General features: G+C 37.1%; 21 protein-coding genes. 17 read left to right on the top strand and 4 right to left on the bottom strand.

Annotated features, from left to right (window positions below):
* Position 1: 1 nt before the first annotated feature.
* From B5X51_RS05580 to mnhG, 5 genes are read left to right on the top strand one after another with little or no spacing between them, the layout of a single operon-like run.
* Entirely contained in the window at positions 2 to 355 is a 354-nt protein-coding gene (locus tag B5X51_RS05580; RefSeq protein WP_079719904.1) for a Na+/H+ antiporter subunit C, read from the top strand.
* On the top strand, positions 352 to 1,872 hold the full coding sequence (locus B5X51_RS05575) for a proton-conducting transporter transmembrane domain-containing protein (RefSeq protein ID WP_079719903.1): 1,521 nt from the start codon (positions 352 to 354) through the stop codon (positions 1,870 to 1,872). The genes B5X51_RS05580 and B5X51_RS05575 overlap by 4 nt, the downstream gene beginning before the upstream one ends.
* On the top strand, positions 1,872 to 2,348 hold the full coding sequence (locus B5X51_RS05570) for a Na+/H+ antiporter subunit E (protein ID WP_079719902.1): 477 nt from the start codon (positions 1,872 to 1,874) through the stop codon (positions 2,346 to 2,348). Before B5X51_RS05575 ends, B5X51_RS05570 begins: the two co-directional genes overlap by 1 nt.
* Positions 2,345 to 2,620, top strand: coding sequence for a cation:proton antiporter (locus B5X51_RS05565; protein ID WP_079719901.1), 276 nt, complete (start codon positions 2,345 to 2,347; stop codon positions 2,618 to 2,620). Before B5X51_RS05570 ends, B5X51_RS05565 begins: the two co-directional genes overlap by 4 nt.
* Entirely contained in the window at positions 2,617 to 3,021 is a 405-nt protein-coding gene (gene mnhG, locus B5X51_RS05560) for a monovalent cation/H(+) antiporter subunit G (RefSeq protein ID WP_079719900.1), read from the top strand. Before B5X51_RS05565 ends, mnhG begins: the two co-directional genes overlap by 4 nt.
* 1 nt (position 3,022) lies before the next feature.
* Here mnhG and B5X51_RS05555 read toward each other — a convergent pair whose 3' ends face one another.
* The gene (locus B5X51_RS05555) at positions 3,023 to 3,469 is read right to left on the bottom strand and encodes an MgtC/SapB family protein (RefSeq protein WP_079719898.1); all 447 of its coding nucleotides are present in this window, start codon (positions 3,467 to 3,469) and stop codon (positions 3,023 to 3,025) included.
* 33 nt (positions 3,470 to 3,502) lie between these two features.
* Here B5X51_RS05555 and B5X51_RS05550 point away from each other — a divergent pair, with 33 nt between their 5' ends.
* The 8 genes from B5X51_RS05550 (at position 3,503) to B5X51_RS05515 (ending at position 11,592) form a co-directional block, all read left to right on the top strand.
* Positions 3,503 to 4,651, top strand: coding sequence for an aminotransferase class I/II-fold pyridoxal phosphate-dependent enzyme (locus tag B5X51_RS05550; protein ID WP_079720727.1), 1,149 nt, complete (start codon positions 3,503 to 3,505; stop codon positions 4,649 to 4,651).
* A complete protein-coding gene (locus B5X51_RS05545; protein ID WP_079719897.1) occupies positions 4,648 to 5,091 on the top strand; it encodes a putative signal transducing protein in 444 nt (147 codons plus the stop codon). The genes B5X51_RS05550 and B5X51_RS05545 overlap by 4 nt, the downstream gene beginning before the upstream one ends.
* Positions 5,092 to 5,323: 232 nt before the next feature.
* Entirely contained in the window at positions 5,324 to 5,941 is a 618-nt protein-coding gene (gene bioD / locus B5X51_RS05540; protein WP_079719896.1) for a dethiobiotin synthase, read from the top strand.
* 182 nt (positions 5,942 to 6,123) lie between these two features.
* Positions 6,124 to 7,389, top strand: a complete 1,266-nt coding sequence (gene bioA, locus B5X51_RS05535; protein WP_079719895.1) for an adenosylmethionine--8-amino-7-oxononanoate transaminase — start codon at positions 6,124 to 6,126, stop codon at positions 7,387 to 7,389.
* Between the two features lie 112 nt (positions 7,390 to 7,501).
* A complete protein-coding gene (locus tag B5X51_RS05530) occupies positions 7,502 to 8,659 on the top strand; it encodes a beta-ketoacyl synthase N-terminal-like domain-containing protein (RefSeq protein WP_079719894.1) in 1,158 nt (385 codons plus the stop codon).
* Positions 8,660 to 8,737: 78 nt separating this feature from the next.
* Entirely contained in the window at positions 8,738 to 9,829 is a 1,092-nt protein-coding gene (bioB, locus tag B5X51_RS05525) for a biotin synthase BioB (protein WP_079719893.1), read from the top strand.
* A 15-nt stretch (positions 9,830 to 9,844) separates the two neighbouring features.
* The gene (locus B5X51_RS05520) at positions 9,845 to 10,714 is read left to right on the top strand and encodes a cupin-like domain-containing protein (protein WP_079719892.1); all 870 of its coding nucleotides are present in this window, start codon (positions 9,845 to 9,847) and stop codon (positions 10,712 to 10,714) included.
* Positions 10,711 to 11,592 carry a cupin-like domain-containing protein gene (locus tag B5X51_RS05515; protein ID WP_079719891.1) on the top strand — a complete coding sequence of 294 codons (882 nt, stop codon included), beginning with the start codon at positions 10,711 to 10,713 and terminating at the stop codon, positions 11,590 to 11,592. The genes B5X51_RS05520 and B5X51_RS05515 overlap by 4 nt, the downstream gene beginning before the upstream one ends.
* 548 nt (positions 11,593 to 12,140) lie before the next feature.
* On the opposite strand, the gene B5X51_RS05510 is transcribed toward B5X51_RS05515, so the two are convergent.
* The 3 genes from B5X51_RS05510 to B5X51_RS05500 all read right to left on the bottom strand — a co-directional run bounded on the left by B5X51_RS05510 (position 12,141) and on the right by B5X51_RS05500 (position 14,911).
* Entirely contained in the window at positions 12,141 to 12,617 is a 477-nt protein-coding gene (locus B5X51_RS05510) for a regulatory protein RecX (RefSeq protein ID WP_245828707.1), read from the bottom strand.
* 138 nt (positions 12,618 to 12,755) lie between these two features.
* The gene (locus B5X51_RS05505; protein ID WP_079719890.1) at positions 12,756 to 14,294 is read right to left on the bottom strand and encodes an Rne/Rng family ribonuclease; all 1,539 of its coding nucleotides are present in this window, start codon (positions 14,292 to 14,294) and stop codon (positions 12,756 to 12,758) included.
* A gap of 308 nt (positions 14,295 to 14,602) precedes the next feature.
* Positions 14,603 to 14,911, bottom strand: coding sequence for an HU family DNA-binding protein (locus B5X51_RS05500; protein ID WP_255351554.1), 309 nt, complete (start codon positions 14,909 to 14,911; stop codon positions 14,603 to 14,605).
* Between the two features lie 126 nt (positions 14,912 to 15,037).
* On the opposite strand from B5X51_RS05500, the gene mutY reads away from it, so the two are divergent.
* The 4 genes from mutY (at position 15,038) to gldD (ending at position 18,594) form a co-directional block, all read left to right on the top strand.
* A complete protein-coding gene (gene mutY, locus B5X51_RS05495; protein ID WP_079719889.1) occupies positions 15,038 to 16,093 on the top strand; it encodes an A/G-specific adenine glycosylase in 1,056 nt (351 codons plus the stop codon).
* Between the two features lie 103 nt (positions 16,094 to 16,196).
* Positions 16,197 to 16,667 (top strand): single-stranded DNA-binding protein, encoded by a 471-nt coding sequence (locus B5X51_RS05490; RefSeq protein WP_079719888.1) that lies wholly within the window; start codon positions 16,197 to 16,199, stop codon positions 16,665 to 16,667.
* A 21-nt stretch (positions 16,668 to 16,688) separates the two neighbouring features.
* Positions 16,689 to 18,017 (top strand): gliding motility-associated protein GldE, encoded by a 1,329-nt coding sequence (locus B5X51_RS05485; RefSeq protein WP_079719887.1) that lies wholly within the window; start codon positions 16,689 to 16,691, stop codon positions 18,015 to 18,017.
* Between the two features lie 13 nt (positions 18,018 to 18,030).
* Positions 18,031 to 18,594: a gliding motility lipoprotein GldD gene (gene gldD / locus B5X51_RS05480; RefSeq protein WP_079719886.1), complete on the top strand. Its 564-nt coding sequence runs from the start codon at positions 18,031 to 18,033 to the stop codon at positions 18,592 to 18,594.
* The last annotated feature ends 55 nt before the right edge of the window (positions 18,595 to 18,649 follow it).

Genomic DNA, 18,649 nt, shown 5'->3' with positions numbered 1-18,649 from the left:
TATGGAAGTTCTTTTAGCGATAATTATTGGAATTCTGTACGCCGCGGGTATTTATATGATGCTGCGCCGGAGTTTAGTGAAACTCATAATTGGGATTATACTTTTAGGAAATGGGGCAAACCTACTTATTTTTCTGCTTGGAAGAATTACCGAAGGTGCACCACCAATTATTCCTGGAGAATCCAAAGTATTTTTAGAGGCTTACGCAGATCCTGTTCCGCAGGCATTAATATTAACCGCTATCGTAATTAGTTTCGGTTTACAATCTTTTGCGATTATTCTTGTAAAAAGAGCGCACAAAGTGGTTAAAACCGATGATCTGGACGAAATGAACGCAACAGACGAAGATTCATGACACAACAATTAATATTATATCCTTTACTACTGCAATTACTACTGGCTATCCTGCTGATGTTTTTCTGGAAAAGAATTGGAGCGCAGCGAATAATTAGCATGCTTGGAAGTATTGTGCACCTTGGTGTTAGTATAGGTGTTTTTGCCTATATCTGGAACAATGGAACCCAAACAATACAGGCCGGTGGTTGGGAAGCACCTTTTGGAATTACTTTTATTGCCGATACCTTTGCAATTACTATGGTCTTATTGACCTCTATTGCCGGGTTGGCAGTATCTATATTCTCTTCTGGTTCTGTGATTAGTGACCGGTTAAGATTTGGGTATTTTCCTATATTTCACTTCTTACTATTAGGTCTTACAGGAGCCTTTTTAACCGGTGACATCTTTAACCTTTATGTTTGGTTTGAAATTATTATTATTAGTTCTTTCGTATTAATAACTATTGGTGGCGAAAAAGCACAGTTAGAAGGAGCCGTGAAGTATTTTACGCTTAATTTTCTCGCCTCTATAATCTTCTTAACCGCAATTGCAGTGCTATATGGTTTAACCGGAAGCCTCAATATGGCCGATCTTGCCAATAAAGTTGCAGCAGTTGAAAATAGAGCCCTGGTGGAGATTACCGCTATTTTATTTTTAATTGGCTTCGGAATTAAATCGGCAGTTTTTCCTCTGTATTTTTGGTTGCCGGCTTCCTATCATACACCACCTTCGGCGGTATCAGCTATCTTTGGAGGCTTGCTTACTAAAGTGGGAGTATATGCCTTAATTAGGGTCTTCACCTTAATATTTGTTGGAGATGTTTTTCTGGATCAAATTCTATTGGTGCTTGCTATTTTCACCCTTTTTAGTGGTGCTGTAGGAGCTTTGGTTCAAAATAATATTAGGAAGGTGTTTTCATATTTGATCATTTGCCATATTGGTTATATGATTATTGGTTTAGGAATGTTTACAGAAGTAGCCATTGCCGGTGCAATTTTTTACCTGGTTCACGATATCCTTGTGAAGACGAATTTATTTATGATTAGCGGACTTATTTATCGCATAAAAGGTTCTAATAGTATGCGTGCTTTGGGTGGATTTTATGCCAATTATCCCAAATTGAGTTTGTTGATGTTTATCCCTTTGTTTTCCCTGGTTGGGATCCCGCCATTATCAGGTTTTTGGCCTAAAATATCATTGATTACTGCAAGTTTTGATACTGGAAGTTATTGGAGTTTGGCCGCCATTATCTTTGCAAGTTTTATTACCTTGGTGGTAATCGCAAAACTTTGGGCCGAAGTTTTCTGGAAAGATGCACAAGAAATACCGGTTAGACCTAAATTTAGGTATTACCATAAGATTAAAAATATAAAAAGGATTCAGATAATAGTACCTATTGTTTTCTTAAGCCTGGTGACTTTATATGTAGGTTTTGGAGCAGAGCATATTCAAACTTTAGCAACAAGAATTTCATCAGAATTAATGGATAACCAACAATATATAGACGCGGTACTTAACACACAAATATCCGAATAATGAAGAGCAGGTTTGTATCTAACTTATTACTCACCTTTGTATGGGTAGCCCTTACAGGAGATTTTGGTTTCCAAAATTACTTGTTTGGATTTATACTGAATTTCTTTATTTTATGGGTTATTACACGTGGAAATAGCGATGCACGATATTTTACGCTACTTCCTAAACTAATTGCCTTCTTTTTCTACTTCCTCTGGGAATTGTTTAAAGCAAATTTGCAAGTAGCTTATGAGGTGATTACCCCAAATTTTAGAATGAAACCTGGAATTGTGAAAGTACCACTTACAGTGCAAAGTGACCTTGGGATAACCTTCCTTGCTAATATGATTTCGCTTACCCCGGGTACCCTTAGCCTTGATGTTTCTAACGATAAGAAGGTGCTTTATGTGCATAGTATGTATATAACCAATAGGGAAGAATTTATCGAGGGAATAAAAAATGGATTTGAAAAACGTATTTTGGAAATATTGAGATGACACTAACCGATTATTTATATTATATAATTTTACCAGTACTGGCCTTTTCGGTACTTCTTATAGTTTACCGATTTATAAAAGGTCCAAGTATCGCCGATAAGATTATTGCTCTGGATGTTTTAATTACTACCGGGATTGGAATTATTGGTGTATATAGTATTATACATGGAAGATCTACCTTTTTAGATACTGCCATGATTCTTGCCTTAATTGCTTTTTTAAGTACCGTGGCCTTTTCTTATTACCTTGAAAAACGAAATAGAAAAAAATGAGTTCTGTAATAATTGTAATCTTAGTCACTTTGGGAACCCTGTTCGTTTTGCTTTCAGCAATCGGTCTCGTAAGAATGCCCGATACCTATATGCGAATTTCAGTTAATACTAAAGCAGCAACTTTAGGTGTAGGTTTAATTTTAGTGGGAACAGCTGTTTTCTTTAACGATCTCTCTACTACTTCAAGGTCTTTAGTAATTATACTTTTTGTTTTCTTAACTGCACCGGTGAGTGCGCATCTAATTGGACGAGCATCTTACTTTATGGGTGTTAAGTTATGGAAAGGCTCTATAATGGATGATCTGCGCGGGAAATACCAGAAAAACTCTTATATATTAAAGAGTGAAATCGATGATACTCCTGAGAATAACGTTGATCATTCAAAAATGAATGACAAATAGTCTAATCTAAACTTTCTTCATCCTCCTTTTCTGCCTTTTTCTTCATTTTGTGCTCTATATAACCGAAAACAAGGTTTATAGTAAGGATGATCCCGCTCACTATTGCTAATTCTGTATACATTCCAAATCCCGCCAGGCAACCTGTTCCTGCACTGCACCATACCGTAGCCGCTGTAGTAAGTCCCTTTACTTTTCTTTCTTTTTCCAGTATGGTTCCTGCTCCAATAAATCCAATTCCAACCACGATCTGACCCAGAACACGGGTAATATCTACGTATTTATCACCTTCAAATTCTAATGACATAAGAACAAAGATTGCGGCTCCAAGGGAAACCAGGGCATTTGTTTTAAGGCCTGCCTCCTTTCCGTGAATTTCTCTTTCCAGGCCTATAATTAAACCGGCGGTAGTGGCGAGGCCAACTCTTAAGGCAAATAATGTCCAATCCATATGATTATTTTGATGAATGCTTACTTTTGTAAAATGGAAAAGCTGCCCTTAAAATTAGAGAAAAGACTTCAGAAGAGGAAAAATGATAATTCTTTTAGGAAATTATTATTTTGCCCAGGAGAGATAGATTTTTCTTCTAACGATTATCTCGGCCTGGCTTCTTCGGAAAAAATCTATAAAAAGGCACATCAAATTTTAAAAGAAAATAAGCTCTTGCAAAATGGAGCTACGGGTTCCAGGTTGCTTTCCGGAAATCACATTTTATATGATTTAACCGAAAATTACCTCGCAGAATTTCACCAAACTGAAGCTGCCTTAATTTTCAATTCGGGTTACGATGCTAATATTGGTTTTTTTGCTTCGGTTCCACAAAGAGGCGATTATATTTTTTATGACGAACTTGCACACGCCTCCATAAGAGACGGTATTACGATTAGCCACGCCAAAGCTTATAAATTCAATCATAATAACTCCGAAAATCTTCGAACTCAGCTTTCAAAAATTGAAAAGAAAGAAAACTCGGTGCTTTATATCGTTACCGAATCTGTTTTTTCAATGGATGGAGATATTGCCCCTCTTAAGAAACTGGTTAAAATTGCAGAAGAATTTGACGCTTTTTTAGTTGTAGATGAAGCCCATGCCACTGGTATTTTTGGCGAAAAAGGAGAGGGTTTAGTTCAGGAGCTGGGAATTCATGATAAAGTTTTTGCACGACTTAATACTTTTGGAAAAGCTCCCGGATGCCATGGTGCAGTAATCTTAGGGAGCCAAAGCTTAAAAGATTACCTGCTTAATTTTTCAAGAAGTTTTATTTATACCACCGCTTTACCCCCGCATTCTGTCGCTACTATTTTAGCGGTTTACCTGGAGTTTGATAATGGAATTTCACAAATTCAGCATTTAAAAAGTAATATTCAATTTTTTAAAAACCAGATACTACAAAATGGTTTAACAGCAAATTTTCTGGAAAGCGATACTCCCATTCAAAGCTGTATTATTTCTGGGGTTGAGCAGGTGAGAAGTATAGCAGAAAGTTTAGAGAAAGAAGGTTTTGAGGTGAAACCCATACTTTCTCCCACCGTGCCCCAAGGGAAGGAAAGGTTAAGGTTTTGCCTGCATGCTTTTAATTCAGAAGAAGAAATTACTAAGGTTTTAAAAATACTAAGTAAATTACTGGTATGAAAAACACTTTTGTAAACATTGCCAGGTTTCAGTATTCTTCTGAAGCACAAATTGTAAAAGGGAAATTACAATCTGAAGGCATAGAGGTATTTCTTGCAGATCAGGTGCTTATTGATACAGATCCTCTGGTGAGCCAGGCAATTGGCGGTATAAAATTAAACGTTTACACTGAAGATGAGGAGCGGGCGCGGGCAATTTTAAATGAGATTCATAATTATTCCCTGGATGACGAAGGGGAAAGAGTAGTTTGTCCTAATTGTGAGAGTACTCGTGTAAAGGTTTATACGCATATTAAAGATGTGCGTTCTTTCTTTGCTTTTTTATTTTCATTTCTCACCTTCGCGCTGCCAATTCACTATAAATACGATTATCATTGCGAAAATTGTGAAGAGAAATTTAGCTTAAACCGCCAAGATACTGGACGCAAGGTTGGCTTATAGTATAAAATTGATTATAAATTAAAAGTACGTCCGTTCTTACTCAATAAGGTCAAAATCATGAATAAAGCGTCATGCTGAATTTATTTCAGCATCTAACATGAGCAGTACGATACACTCAACTTAGATCCTGAAACAAGTTCAGGATGACATCTAAATTTTAAATTATGACTTTTTACCGATATACAATAAATTAAAAATGAATTCCTTCTTTTGGAATTGAATTTATAAATAAATGAAACAAACTTATTTTGTTACCGGAATAGGTACCGAAGTTGGAAAAACAATAGCTTCGGCAATCTTAACTGAAGCCTTACAAGCAGATTATTGGAAACCTATCCAGGCTGGAGATCTTGATAATTCTGATAGCCATAAAGTGGAAAGATTAGTTTCTAACGATAAAACTGTTTTTCATAAAAATAGCTTTGCGTTAAAAACACCAATGAGTCCCCACGCTGCGGCTGAAATTGATGAAGTAAAGATCACTTCAAAAGAGATAAAAAGACCGGAGGCAAAGGCTAATCTTGTTATTGAAGGTGCCGGTGGTTTATTAGTTCCCATTAGCGATAAAGAAACTATAGCCGATTTAATGCAGCTGGAAGATCGAATTATTTTGGTTTCCCGCCATTATTTAGGGAGCATTAATCACACTTTGCTCACGCTTGAAGCTTTAAAATCCCGCGGCTTGAATTGCTTCGGAATAATTTTTTCCGGGGAAGAAAATAAATCTACCGAATCTATTATTAAAAAAATGAGCGGTGTAAGCGTGCTTGGCAGAATAGAAAAGGAGCCTTATTTTGATCAAAATGTAATCAAAGAATACGCTGACCTATTTAAAGAGAAATTGAAATAAATTAAACCTCACAGGTTTCTAAAACCTGTGAGGTTTGAAAGTTTAGAATATGAACGTCATTACGAACGGAGTGAAGTAATCTCTTCATCGAATTATAGATCTTTGCAGATTGCTTCTCCCGATAAAATCGGGATCGCAATGACATTTGAATTTTAGTAAGAACCTCCTCATATTAAAAAATAATGAATTTAGTTACCCGAGATCAAAAACACCTTTGGCACCCTTTAACCCAACATAAAATTAGCCCGGAAGCTTTGCCTATCGTAAAAGCGAAAGGAAGTATTCTTTACGGCGAAGATGGCAAAGAATATATAGACGGGATCGCATCCTGGTATACTGCTATGTATGGGCATTGTAATGAATATATTACCGGCAAAGTTGCAGCCCAGATGCAAAACCTGGATCAGGTGGTGTTTAGCGGATTCACCCACGAACCGGCGGTAAAACTTTCTGAACAACTGATAAAGATTTTACCGGAAAATCAGCAGAAACTGTTTTTTAACGATAATGGTTCTACGGCTACCGAGATTGGGATTAAAATGGCTTTGCAGTATCATCATAACCAGGGCAATAATCGCAATATAATGCTGGCTTTTGAAGAAGGTTTTCACGGCGATACTTTTGGCGCTATGTCGGTTTCCGGGCTTTCAGTTTATAACGGTGCTTTTAAAGATCATTTTATTGAGGTTCTACGAATCCCGGTTCCGCTAGGAGAAAATAATGCAGAGGTTATTTCGCAACTCAAAAAACTGATCTCAGTAAATAATATTGCCGGATTTATTTACGAACCTCTGGTACAGGGTGCTGCGGCAATGAAAATGCACAATGCTGCAGGATTAGATGAAATCCTGAAAATCTGTAAAGACAATGACATTGTTTGTGTGGCCGATGAAGTAATGACGGGTTTCGGAAAAACCGGTAAATATTTTGCTTCAGATTATCTTAAAAACAAACCAGATGTGATGTGCCTGTCTAAAGCACTAACTGCAGGCTTGCTGCCAATGGGATTAACTACCTGTTCGCAAAAAGTCTATGATGCTTTTTATGATAATGACATTTCAAAAGGCTTATTTCACGGGCATACGTATTCTGCAAATCCGCCGGCATGTACTGCAGCCATCGCCGGAATAGAATTATTGGTTTCCGAAGAAATTCAACAACAAATCAAATCGGTTATTAAATCCCATCAGGCTTTTGATGAAAGAATAAAAGATCATTCAAAAGTCACCAATCGTAGACAGTTAGGTGTGATCTATGCTTTTGATTTAAACGTAAAAATGGAACGCTACGGTAATCTTAGAAATCAACTTTTTAAACATTTTATGGATAATGGCGTGTTTCTAAGACCGCTTGGAAACACTATTTATATTTTAGCACCTTTTACTATTTCACAAATTGAGTTGGATAAGATATATAGTGTTATAGAAGAACTACTGAATAAAATCTAGAATTAGTTTCAAAATATCCTTAAAATCTTGTTTGGCTTGAATCAATATTTTTAAGCTAAATATTTAGTGGTTGGTGCTACAGACTGTATTTTTGCTGAAAAATTAATTGCTTTTGAAATCACCGGTATATATATCTTCATTAGGTTCAGTTTCTGCTCTGGGTCAATCCAGGTTAGAGGTATGGGAAAACTATAAAAAACCGAAACATTTTATCACCAAACATCAGTTTGAGAAAACCGAAGCTTTTGCGGCTTTTTTGCCAACAGAAGTGCGGGAGGCTATAAAATCGCTTCGTAACTATAACCTTAATTATAAAAAACTGGATGATTCGGTTTTATATGCTATTTATTCGGCCAGAAAGGCCATTAAAGAAGCGGGTTGGGAAGAAGATAAGGATATAGGTATTAATATTGGCAGTTCACGCGGTGCTACCGGATTATTTGAAAAATACCACAGAGAATTTGTGGAAACGGGAAAAGCTGCTACACAAGCTTCACCTTCTACTACTTTAGGAAATATTTCTTCCTGGGTGTCACAAGATCTTCAAGCAGAGGGGCCGGCGTTTTCGCATAGTGTTACCTGCTCAACCGGGTTACATGCTGTAGTAAATGCCATCGCCTGGATGCAGGCCGGTTTCGCCGATAAGTTTCTTGCCGGTGGTAGTGAAGCCGCATTAACCCCATTTACAATCGCGCAGATGAAAGCGATGAAGATCTACGCTTCAGAAGATCTTGATTTTCCCTGCCGTGCTTTAGATATGGATAAAAAGAGAAATTCTATGATCTTGGGAGAAGCTTCGGGAATATTGGCGCTTCAAAAAGAAGATTCAGAAAAGACAATTGCTAAAATTACAGGAATTGGCTATGCCACTGAAACTTTAAAACACAGTGTTTCTATTTCAGCAAATGGAGAATCTTTGCAGAAAGCGATGAAAATGGCCATTGGGAAGAAAGACCTTTCAGAAATTGATGCGGTAGTAATGCACGCACCGGGAACTTTAAAGGGAGATCTTTCAGAAGTAAACGCTATAAAAGCACTTTTTGGAGAAAACACCCCTGCAATGACCAGTAACAAATGGAAATTGGGGCATACCTTTGCAGCCTCTGGAGTATTAAATATAGAATTGGCCGTTTTAATGTTGGAGTATCAGGAGTTTATTGAAGTTCCTTTTTCAGTAATTAGCAACTCACCTGCCAGGTTGGAAAATATTCTAGTGAATGCAGTTGGTTTTGGAGGAAACGCAGTTTCTGTTTTAATAAGTCGCAAATAATATATTTAAGAAAACTTTCTTTGCTGAAGGACTATTAAAGCGCAGTTTTATTTATTTTTGAATTCAAATCTATTTTTTATGGCCACAAGACATAACTGGACAAAAGAAGAAATTCTCGAAATATACAATAAACCTTTAATGGAGTTGCTTTATGAAGCGGCCACAGTGCATAGGAAAAATCACGATCCTAACACCGTTCAGGTTTCAACTTTACTTTCTATAAAAACAGGTGGCTGCCCGGAAGATTGTGGGTATTGCCCACAGGCAGCGCGTTATCATACTAATGTGGAAGGGAACGACCTTATGAGCGTAAACCAGGTGAAAGCCCAGGCGCTACGTGCTAAAGAGTCGGGAAGTTCGCGGGTTTGTATGGGCGCAGCCTGGAGAAACGTAAAAGATGGTGAAGAATTCGATTCGGTTTTGGAAATGGTAAGAACCATTAATAAATTGGATATGGAAGTTTGCTGTACGCTGGGAATGATTACCGAAAACCAGGCGCAACGACTTGCGGAAGCCGGTTTGTATGCTTATAATCATAATTTAGATTCATCAGAAGAGTATTATAAAGAAGTAATTTCTACCCGTGGTTACCAGGATAGACTGGATACTATTGGAAACGTTAGAAAAACCAATGTAACGGTTTGTAGCGGTGGTATTATAGGAATGGGAGAAAGTGCAGATGATAGAGCAGGAATGCTTGTAGCCCTTTCAACTTTAAGTCCGCAGCCGGAATCTGTACCGATTAATGCTTTAGTTCCTGTTGAAGGAACTCCTATGGAAGAACAGGAGCCTGTTTCTATCTGGGAAATGGTAAGAATGGTCGCTACTGCCAGAATTGTAATGCCTGAAACCCAGGTGAGGCTTTCTGCGGGAAGAACGCAAATGAGTAGAGAAGGGCAGGCGATGTGTTTCTTTGCCGGTGCAAATTCGATATTTGCCGGGGATAAATTGCTTACTACTCCAAACCCAGATGTAAATGAGGATATGGAATTGTTTAGATCTTTAGGATTGAATCCTCAAAAAGCATTTGAGAAAAAAGAACAACCGCAAAGTGTCTCAGCCGAAGAATCTCAATATCAGAATTTGGGTGAGAAGCCAAAATGGTCCAGACCCGGGCATAAGATAGAGCGAAATTTAGAAGCGCAACAAAAGCCAAAAGCCAAGGCTTAAAAAAGGAGCTAAAATTTGAGATTAAATCTGCAAGACATACCGCGGGTTAAAACGCTTTCAAAAGAAAATTTTTTGAAAGACTATTTTATTCCCGAAAAACCGGTTGTTTTTGAAGAACTTTCTGCCGACTGGCCGGCCACGAAAAAATGGGATTTTGATTATTTTAGGGATAAAGCGGGAGATGTTGTAGTGCCCCTTTATGACGGGAAACCGGCAAAAGGCAGGCAAAGTTCTCACGGCCCTGCAAAGAAAATTCCTATGCGGGAATATATAGATATTCTTGAAAAAGGCCCTACAGATCTTAGGATGTTTTTCTTTAACCTCCTGCAAAACTGCCCGGAGTTAATAGATGATTTTAAGTATCCAGATCTTGGTGTAAAATTCTTTAAAAAGTTGCCAGTTTTATTTGTTGGTGGTGAAGGTAGTAGCGTGGTGATGCATTATGATATGGATCTTGCTAATAATTTTCATTTCAATTTTGTAGGCGAAAAAAGAGTGATTCTTTATCCGCCTTCGGAAACTAAATTTTTGTATCAGGTGCCGCACTCCATTGTAAGTATGGAGATCATAAATATGGATGAGCCAGATTTTGAGCAATATCCTGCATTGGCCAAAGCAAAAGGCTTTGAAACAAGATTAAAACACGGCGAGGCTTTATATATTCCCAGTAAATGGTGGCATTTTATTAAATATGAAACTGCGAGTTTATCAATGACGTTAAGGTCCTTGCCGCAAAAACCTGGTCGAATAGCCGAGGTGCTCAAAAGCTTGATTATTACTCGGAATTACGATAATTTAATGCGTAAGATTAAAGGGCAGGATTGGATAGATTACAAGAATAGAAAAGCGATTGAAAATACACACAGAAGTGCTGGAATTGAATGATGGAGAACGAAGAAAGCTTACACTTAGAGCCTATACCAAGGCTTAAAAATATTTCTAAAAAAGATTTTTTGGAGCACTATGTTCGGGCGCAAAAACCCGTGGTTATTGAGCATTTGGTAGATGATTGGCCGGCTACGCAAAAATGGGATTTAGATTATATTAGCGAGGTTGCCGGGGAAAAAGTGGTTCCGCTATACGACGATAGACCCATTAATTCTAAGCAGAAATTTAACGAGCCACATACCGAAATGAGGATGGCAGATTATATAGATCTGTTAAAATCAAAACCCACTAATTATCGAATTTTTCTTTACCATTTATTAAAGGAAGTCCCGGGTTTGCAGAATGATTTTAAGTTTCCAGATCTCGGGATTAGATTTCTTAAGCAGTTACCCACTTTATTTTTTGGCGGAGAGAATTCTAAAGTATTTATGCATTACGATATTGATTTTGCCAATATTCTTCATTTTCATTTCCACGGAAAGAAGCGCTGTATCATTTATCCGCCTTCGCAAACTAAATATTTGTATAAAGTCCCTCACGCTCTTATTTCGCGGGAAGATATAGATTTTAATAATCCAGATTTTGAAAAATTTCCGGTATTAAGAAAAGCTAAAGGCTATGTGACTGAATTGAAACATGGCGAAGCATTATACATGCCTGAAGGCTACTGGCACCAAATGACCTACTTGACTCCTGGTTTTTCTATGAGTTTAAGAGCGACTCCAAGAACGCTTACCAATTTTTCTAAAGCAGTTTATAACCTGGTGGTAATGCGAAATTTCGATAACTATATGCGTAAACTAAAAGGTCAGAAGTGGATAGATTATAAGAATGAACAGGCAGTTGAACGTACGCATAAGAAGAATAAGGTTTAAAATTTAAGGCTTTTTGATTTTACGCGTCATTGAGGAGGCGATAGCCGACGTGGCAATCTGTCGCTGATTTGTGAATGGTTATTCGGGATTTCTCAGTTGTTTAATTGAAGAGATTGCTTCAGCTGCAAAAAAGCAGCTTCGCAATGACGTTTAAGTTGTTATCTTATTTCTAATTTGATTTCTTTTTTTATAAATGGAATATTGTTGTTGATTTCCAGGTCAATAGCCACGAATTCACGAATATTTTAAGTGCCATTGCGAGGCGGCGATAGCCTAAGTGGCAATCTGTTGTTGAATAGTTAAGCTGTCATTGCGATTTCTCTGATATTTGAGTGTAAACGAAAATAGCGGCGTATCAAGAATCTTTAGAAGTTGGAACTTAAAACACTTCTCGATACATCCCGACTCGCGTCGAGCCACTCGAAGTGACGGAGCGTATTCACTATTTCCTATTAACTTTTCACTCTTCACCATCCCCAAAAAAGATCGCCGCGCTTGTTCCTTCACTCGCGAGATACTTCTGAATAGTGCTCTTTGAGACTTAAGAGCTACTCTAAAAGCTCATTTGCTGCTTCGTACACCAATACGCTTTCGTAGCCTTTCCGAAGCAGGAAATCGACTAATTTTCGCTTCTTTTTAAAGCTGTCTGGTTCTTTAAGAAGTCTGAGTTTCTTTTCTGCCACTTCGTATAACGTGGCTATATATTTTTGCTGGTCTATTTCGGTAAGAGCAAGTTTAATTATTGGAGCAGAAATATCTTTAAATTTCAATTCCTGTTTTATCTTTATTTTCCCCCATTTTTTGATTCTGAATTTCCCCCTAACAAAACTACGCGCAAAGCGTTCTTCATTCAAAAAATCTTCCTGCATCAATTCCATAATGATTTGTTCCTGTGCAGCCTGGATCATATTCATCTCACGAAGTTTGTCCTCAACTTCTTTTTGTGATCGATCACGGTATGCGCAGAATTGCATCAGTTTGATGGTTGCTTCCTTAACGGTATAAGATTTCTGGGGTTCTTTCAAGGTTTAAAAATGAAAATTCAGGATTTAAATTTCAAAATTAATCTTTTAAGCTGGGTGAATGTGATTTTTAGTATAAAGAACTTTTAAAATAGCTCATAAAAAAACGCCTTCCGAATTAACGAAAGGCGTCTTTAATATTTAAAGGATTTCATTTCCTTCTTTATCGTGAAAATGATATTCCATGTACGTGTAAGCGTCTCTTGGTAAAATTTTCACCCATCGCTTATGGTCTAAAAACCATTGCGAACGGGGAGATGGAAAGCCTTTTGTTAAGAAGGCTGCAATAAATGGGTGCGCACTCAAAGTGATCTTTTTATGATCTTTCTTAATGAGTTTTTCCAGGTCGGTTTTCATTTTGTTTATTAAAAGTATTGGTGCTTCAATTTCACCAGTTCCGTTTGGATTGTCCTCACGGGTTTTAATATTCATTTCCGGCCTTACGCGTTGTCTTGTAATTTGTATCAACCCGAATTTACTCGGAGGCAAAATCTTATGTTTTGCACGGTCGTCACTCATTTCGTTTCTAAGGTGATCAAACAGGGTTTTGCGATTTTCAGCTTTGCCCATGTCTATGAAGTCTACCACGATTATGCCGCCCATATCACGTAAACGCAATTGCCGGGCTATTTCTGTGGCACTAATCATATTCACCTCTAATGCAGTATCTTCCTGGTTTCTGGATTTGTTAGAACGATTACCGCTATTTACGTCTATAACGTGCATAGCTTCGGTATGTTCTATCACCAGGTAGGCGCCTTTGCTCATAGAGACGGTTCGCCCAAATGAAGTTTTTATTTGTCTTTCGATACCGTATTTTTCAAAAATTGGAACATTAGATTGATATAACTTAACAATCGATTCTTTACTCGGGGCGATTTCGCCCACGTAGTCTTTAATTTGTGTATAAAGCGTCTCATCGTCTACAGTAATAGAAGTAAAAGAGTCATTAAAAATATCTCTTAGCAGGGAAGAAGCCCTGTTTAATTCTCCTAATACTTTAGAGGGATGATTTGGTTTATACATCTTTTTGCACATTCCTGTCCAACGACCCATCAAATTTTGAAGGTCTCTGTCCAGTTCTGCTACTTTTTTGCCTTCGGCTACGGTTCTAACAATAATCCCAAAACCTTTGGGTTTAATGCTTTTTACCAATCTTTTTAACCGGTCTTTTTCTTCTTTACTTTCAATTTTTTGTGAAACTGAAATACGATTAGAAAAAGGAACCAGTACAATGTATCGACCCGCGATAGAAAGCTCTGAGCTTATCCTAGGGCCTTTGGTAGAAATAGGTTCTTTAACAACCTGAACCAATAGCGACTGATTTGACTTTAAGACATCGGTAATTACCCCGTCTTTGTCAATATCCTTTTCGAATGTAAAATTCTTTAAGGAATAATCTTTTAATTTACCTGTGCTTACACGTTTTATGAACTTAAGCATAGAAGATACCTGGGGGCCAAGATCGTGATAGTGTAAAAAACCATCTTTCTCGTAACCAACATTTACAAATGCGGCATTTAACCCGGGTACAGCTTTTCTAATTTTAGCGATAAAAATATCTCCAACATTAAATTTGTTGCTGTCTTCTTCCTTGTTGAGTTCAATAAGTTTTCCATCTTTTTGTAAGGCAAAATCTACAGCAGAGGTTCCGGACCTAATAATTAATTCTTTGTCCACACTCTATTAGATTTATATCTATAGCTGCCTAAGCAGTTACAGATGGATTAAACATTATTTTATCACAGGGTTTTTAATCCTGAAGAAACCCTAAACTTGTTAGGTAATAAGCTGGGTTTCAATTTCAATGAACGTTTTAAATAAAAAAAGTAGTATGAAAACTACTTTTTCTTGTGGCGGTTAGCTCTGTTTCTTTTTTTACGCTTGTGCGTAGCTACCTTATGTCTTTTTCTTTTTTTACCACTTGGCATAGTGTTCCTTTTTAATTAATAAATTATTTTCTGGAGAAACTTTTTACAGTTTCAAAATTACTTAACTTCTACGTTAGTTTTCACCCCTTCAACAAAGATTTTGGCTGGTTTAAAAGCCGGAATGTTGTGTGCGGGAATTTTAATTGTTGTGTTTTTAGAGATATTTCTTCCGGTTTTTTCGGCTCTTGTTTTTACTACAAAGCTTCCAAATCCTCTTAAATATACGTTGTCTCCACTTTCTAATGAAGTTTTCACCTCATCCATGAAGGTTTCAATAGTAGCCTGGACATCACCTTTTTCCATTCCTAATTTTTCTGAAATGTTTGCTACAATATCTGCTTTCGTCATTTTCGTACTATTTAATATTATAAATTGGGATTTCTATATTTTTCAAGGGCGCAAATATAAGAATTAAATCTACAATATTTCAAGCCTAATTCATTAAATAATAACGGAATAAACTTTTAATATTGCACCAAGTCTATTTTGCGTATGGTTTTCTCTAAAGTATTGATTGATTGGTATTTAAAAAATAAGCGTGATTTGCCGTGGCGCGAAACGCGTGATCCTTATCATATTTGGCTGAGTGAAATTATGCTTCAACAAACCAGAATAGAGCAGGGTTTGCCCTATTATCTTCGTTTTATAAACGCTTTTCCCAGTGTCTTTGATCTTGCTCAAGCTCCTCAAGAAAAAGTGCTAAAATTATGGCAGGGTTTAGGATATTACTCTCGCGCCAGAAACCTTCATGAAAGCGCTAAATATGTAGCTGAAGACTTAAATGGTGTTTTTCCAAGTTCTTATAAAGAACTTAAAAAGCTAAAAGGAGTGGGGGGCTATACCGCTGCAGCTATTGCTTCAATTTGTTATAATGAACCTGTTGCGGTAGTAGATGGGAATGTTTATCGCGTTTTATCTCGATTTTTTGATGTGGAAACCCCTATAAATTCTACAGCTGGAATTAAGGAATTCAAAGCGCTGGCTTCTGAGTTGTTAGACGAAAAAGATCCATCCAGTTTTAACCAGGCTTTAATGGAGTTTGGGGCGCTGCAATGTAAACCGCGGAATCCAATTTGTGAAAGTTGCCCTTTAAGTTCCGGTTGTTTGGCTTTGCAAAAGAATAAAATCAAAGACTTGCCGGTAAAGCTGAAGAAAGCAAAAGTGAAAAAACGTTACTTCAATTATTTAGTGGTTTATTCTGAAGAAAATAAAACCCTGCTTCAGCAAAGAACCGGGAAAGGAATTTGGAACGGATTATATGAATTTCCATTAATTGAAACCGAAAAACCAATAAGCGAAGGCGCTTTTCCTTCCGAAGAAAAAATAAATGAAATTCTAGGTAGTCAGGAATTATCTTTACAGCTACACAATCAAAAACCTGTGGTGCATAAGCTTTCGCATCAACATATTTATACACATTTTTGGTGGGTTAAAGCTGAAAGAATTGGGGAAGAGGGAATTCCTGTAAAGAATGTGAAAGATTACCCTGTGCCTGTTTTAATTGCTAATTTCCTTGAAGAAACAGCACTGGAAACCTATTCTTTATAATTTGTTTAAAGTTTTATAGAATTTAGCTTTATTTAGCAATAAATTTTTCAGTATTTTAGAATGTAAATAAATAGCCTTTTTTGGCAAAAAATAATTAATTGAGATGACAGGTACATTAAACAAAGTAATGCTAATTGGGCATACGGGAGACGACGTGAAAATGCATTATTTTGAAGGCGGTGGGGCAATTGGTCGATTTCCGCTAGCTACCAACGAAACTTATACCAACCGTACCACCAACGAACGTGTTACTAATACCGAGTGGCATAATATAGTGGTGCGTAACAAAGCTGCAGAGGTTTGCGAGAAATATCTTAAAAAGGGTGATAAGGTTTATATTGAGGGTAGAATTAAAACCCGAAAATGGCAGGACGACCAGGGAAATGATCGTTATACCACAGAAATACAATGTACAGAGTTTACCTTTTTAACTCCAAAAGGAGAGAGCGAAGGAGGCGGAAATATGCAACAACAAAATTCTCCTGCTCAAAATCAACAAAACACGCCTAAAAATGATAATTTTGCCAGTCAATCTATGGCAAAAGAAGAAGAGGAAGACGATTTGCCTTTCTAAGTTTAATTTAAACCCCATCATTTGGATTCAGAACCTCCCAGTTTAATTTTGTTTTGGGCCGCTTTTGATTTTTCGCAGCTATTAAGCTATTTAGTTTTATTGCTGCTTTTACTTTGTTCAGCCTTAATTTCTGGGGCAGAGGTAGCATTCTTCTCGCTTACACCAGCCGATGTAATTGCTGAAGACGGGAAGCGCAGTAAGGCACAACAACTAGTGGTAGATCTATTAGATAAACCCAAGAAGTTGCTGGCTACTATTTTGGTGGCCAATAATTTTATTAATATAGCCATAGTTTTACTATTCGATAATCTTGCCGATGAACTTTTTGGCGGGATGAATACCGTATTCTACGGCATAAACTTCAAGTTTCTAATTGAAGTTGGGGTGGTTACATTTATAATTCTGCTTTTCGGTGAGATCTTACCTAAGGTTTACGCCAGCCGAAACAACGTCTTGTTCTCCAATTTTATGGCGCGTCCATTGAATTTTCTGGATACTATTTTTACTCCTTTAAGTGGTCCAATGCGAGCCGTAACTATTTTTATGCATAACCGTCTTGGGAAGCAGCGTTCTTTTATAAGTATAGATCATTTATCACAGGCTTTAGAGCTTACCAGTGAAGAAGATACTACCCAGGAAGAGCAAAAAATATTACAGGGCATTGTCTCTTTTGGTAATACCGATACTAAGCAGGTAATGCGCCCCAGGATGGATATTTTTGCCTTAAATGAAAGCCAGACTTATAAAGAAATTATTCCTGAAATTATAGATAGAGGTTACTCCAGGATTCCGGTTTACCGGGAAAATATAGATAATGTAATTGGGATCTTATACGTTAAAGATTTGCTGCCATTTCTTGATGAAAAAGATTTTAACTGGACAAGCTTGCTTAGGGAGCCCTATTTTGTTCCCGAAAATAAAAAGCTGGATGATTTGTTGAATGATTTTAAGACAAAAAAGAATCACCTGGCAATTGTAGTAGATGAATATGGCGGTACCAGCGGCTTGATTTCTCTTGAAGATATTATTGAAGAAATTGTAGGGGATATTAGTGATGAGTTTGATGATGAAGACCTGGTTTATTCCAAGTTAGACGAAAACACCTATGTTTTTGAAGGAAAAACGCCTTTAAAGGATTTCTACCGAATCGTGAAAATTGAAGATCCTGTTGCTTTTGAAGATCGAAAAGGGGAAGCAGATACCCTGGCGGGTTTTTTATTAGAGATTTCGGGAGGTTTTCCTAAGAAAAATGATGTTATCTATTTCTTGAATTATAGCTTTACAGTAGAGGTTTTAGACAATAAACGTCTTAAGCAGATAAAATTAAATATCTCACCCGTAGAAGTTTAGAAGATTTAATGGTATGAAGAAATATCCCTTTGTATTAGTGATGTTAATGCTTTTAGGTTGCGGAGAAGATGCTGCAACACCCAAGCCGCGCGCCTTTTTATCTCTCAATTACCCTGAAGCTAAATACGAGCCTACAAATCTTAATTGCCCTTATAATTTTGAAATCAATACCCTGGCCGAAATTAAAGCTTCCCGAAATAATATTCCTTGTTGGATAGACCTGGAATATAACGAGCTTAACGGAACTATATTTATAACTTATCAGCCAATTAATAATAACCTGGATTCCTTATTAGCTGATGCGCAAAAACTCCCTTTGCAACATACTATAAAGGCCGATGCTATTGAAGGTGACGTTTATACCAATAAGGTTCAGGATGTTTACGGAATGTTTTATGAAGTTTCTGGTGATGCGGCTTCCCAGGCACAATTTTACCTAACCGATAGTGTGAATCACTTTGTGACGGCTTCAGCCTATTTTAGAGCTAAACCTAATTATGATTCTATTATTCCCGCAGCAGATTATCTGAAAAAAGATATGAAACATATTATTGAAACTTTCCGTTGGGAAGATTAAATTTCAAACTGGACGAGAAATTTGAATTAGTGGAGCCTTTCTCAATATTTATTAT

This window comes from Salegentibacter holothuriorum, from assembly GCF_900168045.1.
In the GTDB taxonomy this organism is placed as follows: Bacteria; Bacteroidota; Bacteroidia; order Flavobacteriales; family Flavobacteriaceae; genus Salegentibacter; species Salegentibacter holothuriorum.
This window is presented reverse-complemented; position numbering and strand designations above follow the sequence as displayed.

Coding starts and splice junctions, on each gene's coding strand:
- bioD (WP_079719896.1), top strand. CDS start 5,324: ATGAAACAAACTTATTTTGTTACCGGAATAGGTACCGAAGTTGGAAAA.
- mutY (WP_079719889.1), top strand. CDS start 15,038: ATGGTTTTCTCTAAAGTATTGATTGATTGGTATTTAAAAAATAAGCGT.
- B5X51_RS05515 (WP_079719891.1), top strand. CDS start 10,711: ATGATGGAGAACGAAGAAAGCTTACACTTAGAGCCTATACCAAGGCTT.
- B5X51_RS05490 (WP_079719888.1), top strand. CDS start 16,197: ATGACAGGTACATTAAACAAAGTAATGCTAATTGGGCATACGGGAGAC.
- B5X51_RS05565 (WP_079719901.1), top strand. CDS start 2,345: ATGACACTAACCGATTATTTATATTATATAATTTTACCAGTACTGGCC.
- B5X51_RS05545 (WP_079719897.1), top strand. CDS start 4,648: ATGAAAAACACTTTTGTAAACATTGCCAGGTTTCAGTATTCTTCTGAA.
- B5X51_RS05575 (WP_079719903.1), top strand. CDS start 352: ATGACACAACAATTAATATTATATCCTTTACTACTGCAATTACTACTG.
- mnhG (WP_079719900.1), top strand. CDS start 2,617: ATGAGTTCTGTAATAATTGTAATCTTAGTCACTTTGGGAACCCTGTTC.
- B5X51_RS05555 (WP_079719898.1), bottom strand. CDS start 3,469: ATGGATTGGACATTATTTGCCTTAAGAGTTGGCCTCGCCACTACCGCC.
- bioA (WP_079719895.1), top strand. CDS start 6,124: ATGAATTTAGTTACCCGAGATCAAAAACACCTTTGGCACCCTTTAACC.
- B5X51_RS05570 (WP_079719902.1), top strand. CDS start 1,872: ATGAAGAGCAGGTTTGTATCTAACTTATTACTCACCTTTGTATGGGTA.
- B5X51_RS05580 (WP_079719904.1), top strand. CDS start 2: ATGGAAGTTCTTTTAGCGATAATTATTGGAATTCTGTACGCCGCGGGT.
- B5X51_RS05550 (WP_079720727.1), top strand. CDS start 3,503: ATGGAAAAGCTGCCCTTAAAATTAGAGAAAAGACTTCAGAAGAGGAAA.
- bioB (WP_079719893.1), top strand. CDS start 8,738: ATGGCCACAAGACATAACTGGACAAAAGAAGAAATTCTCGAAATATAC.
- gldD (WP_079719886.1), top strand. CDS start 18,031: ATGAAGAAATATCCCTTTGTATTAGTGATGTTAATGCTTTTAGGTTGC.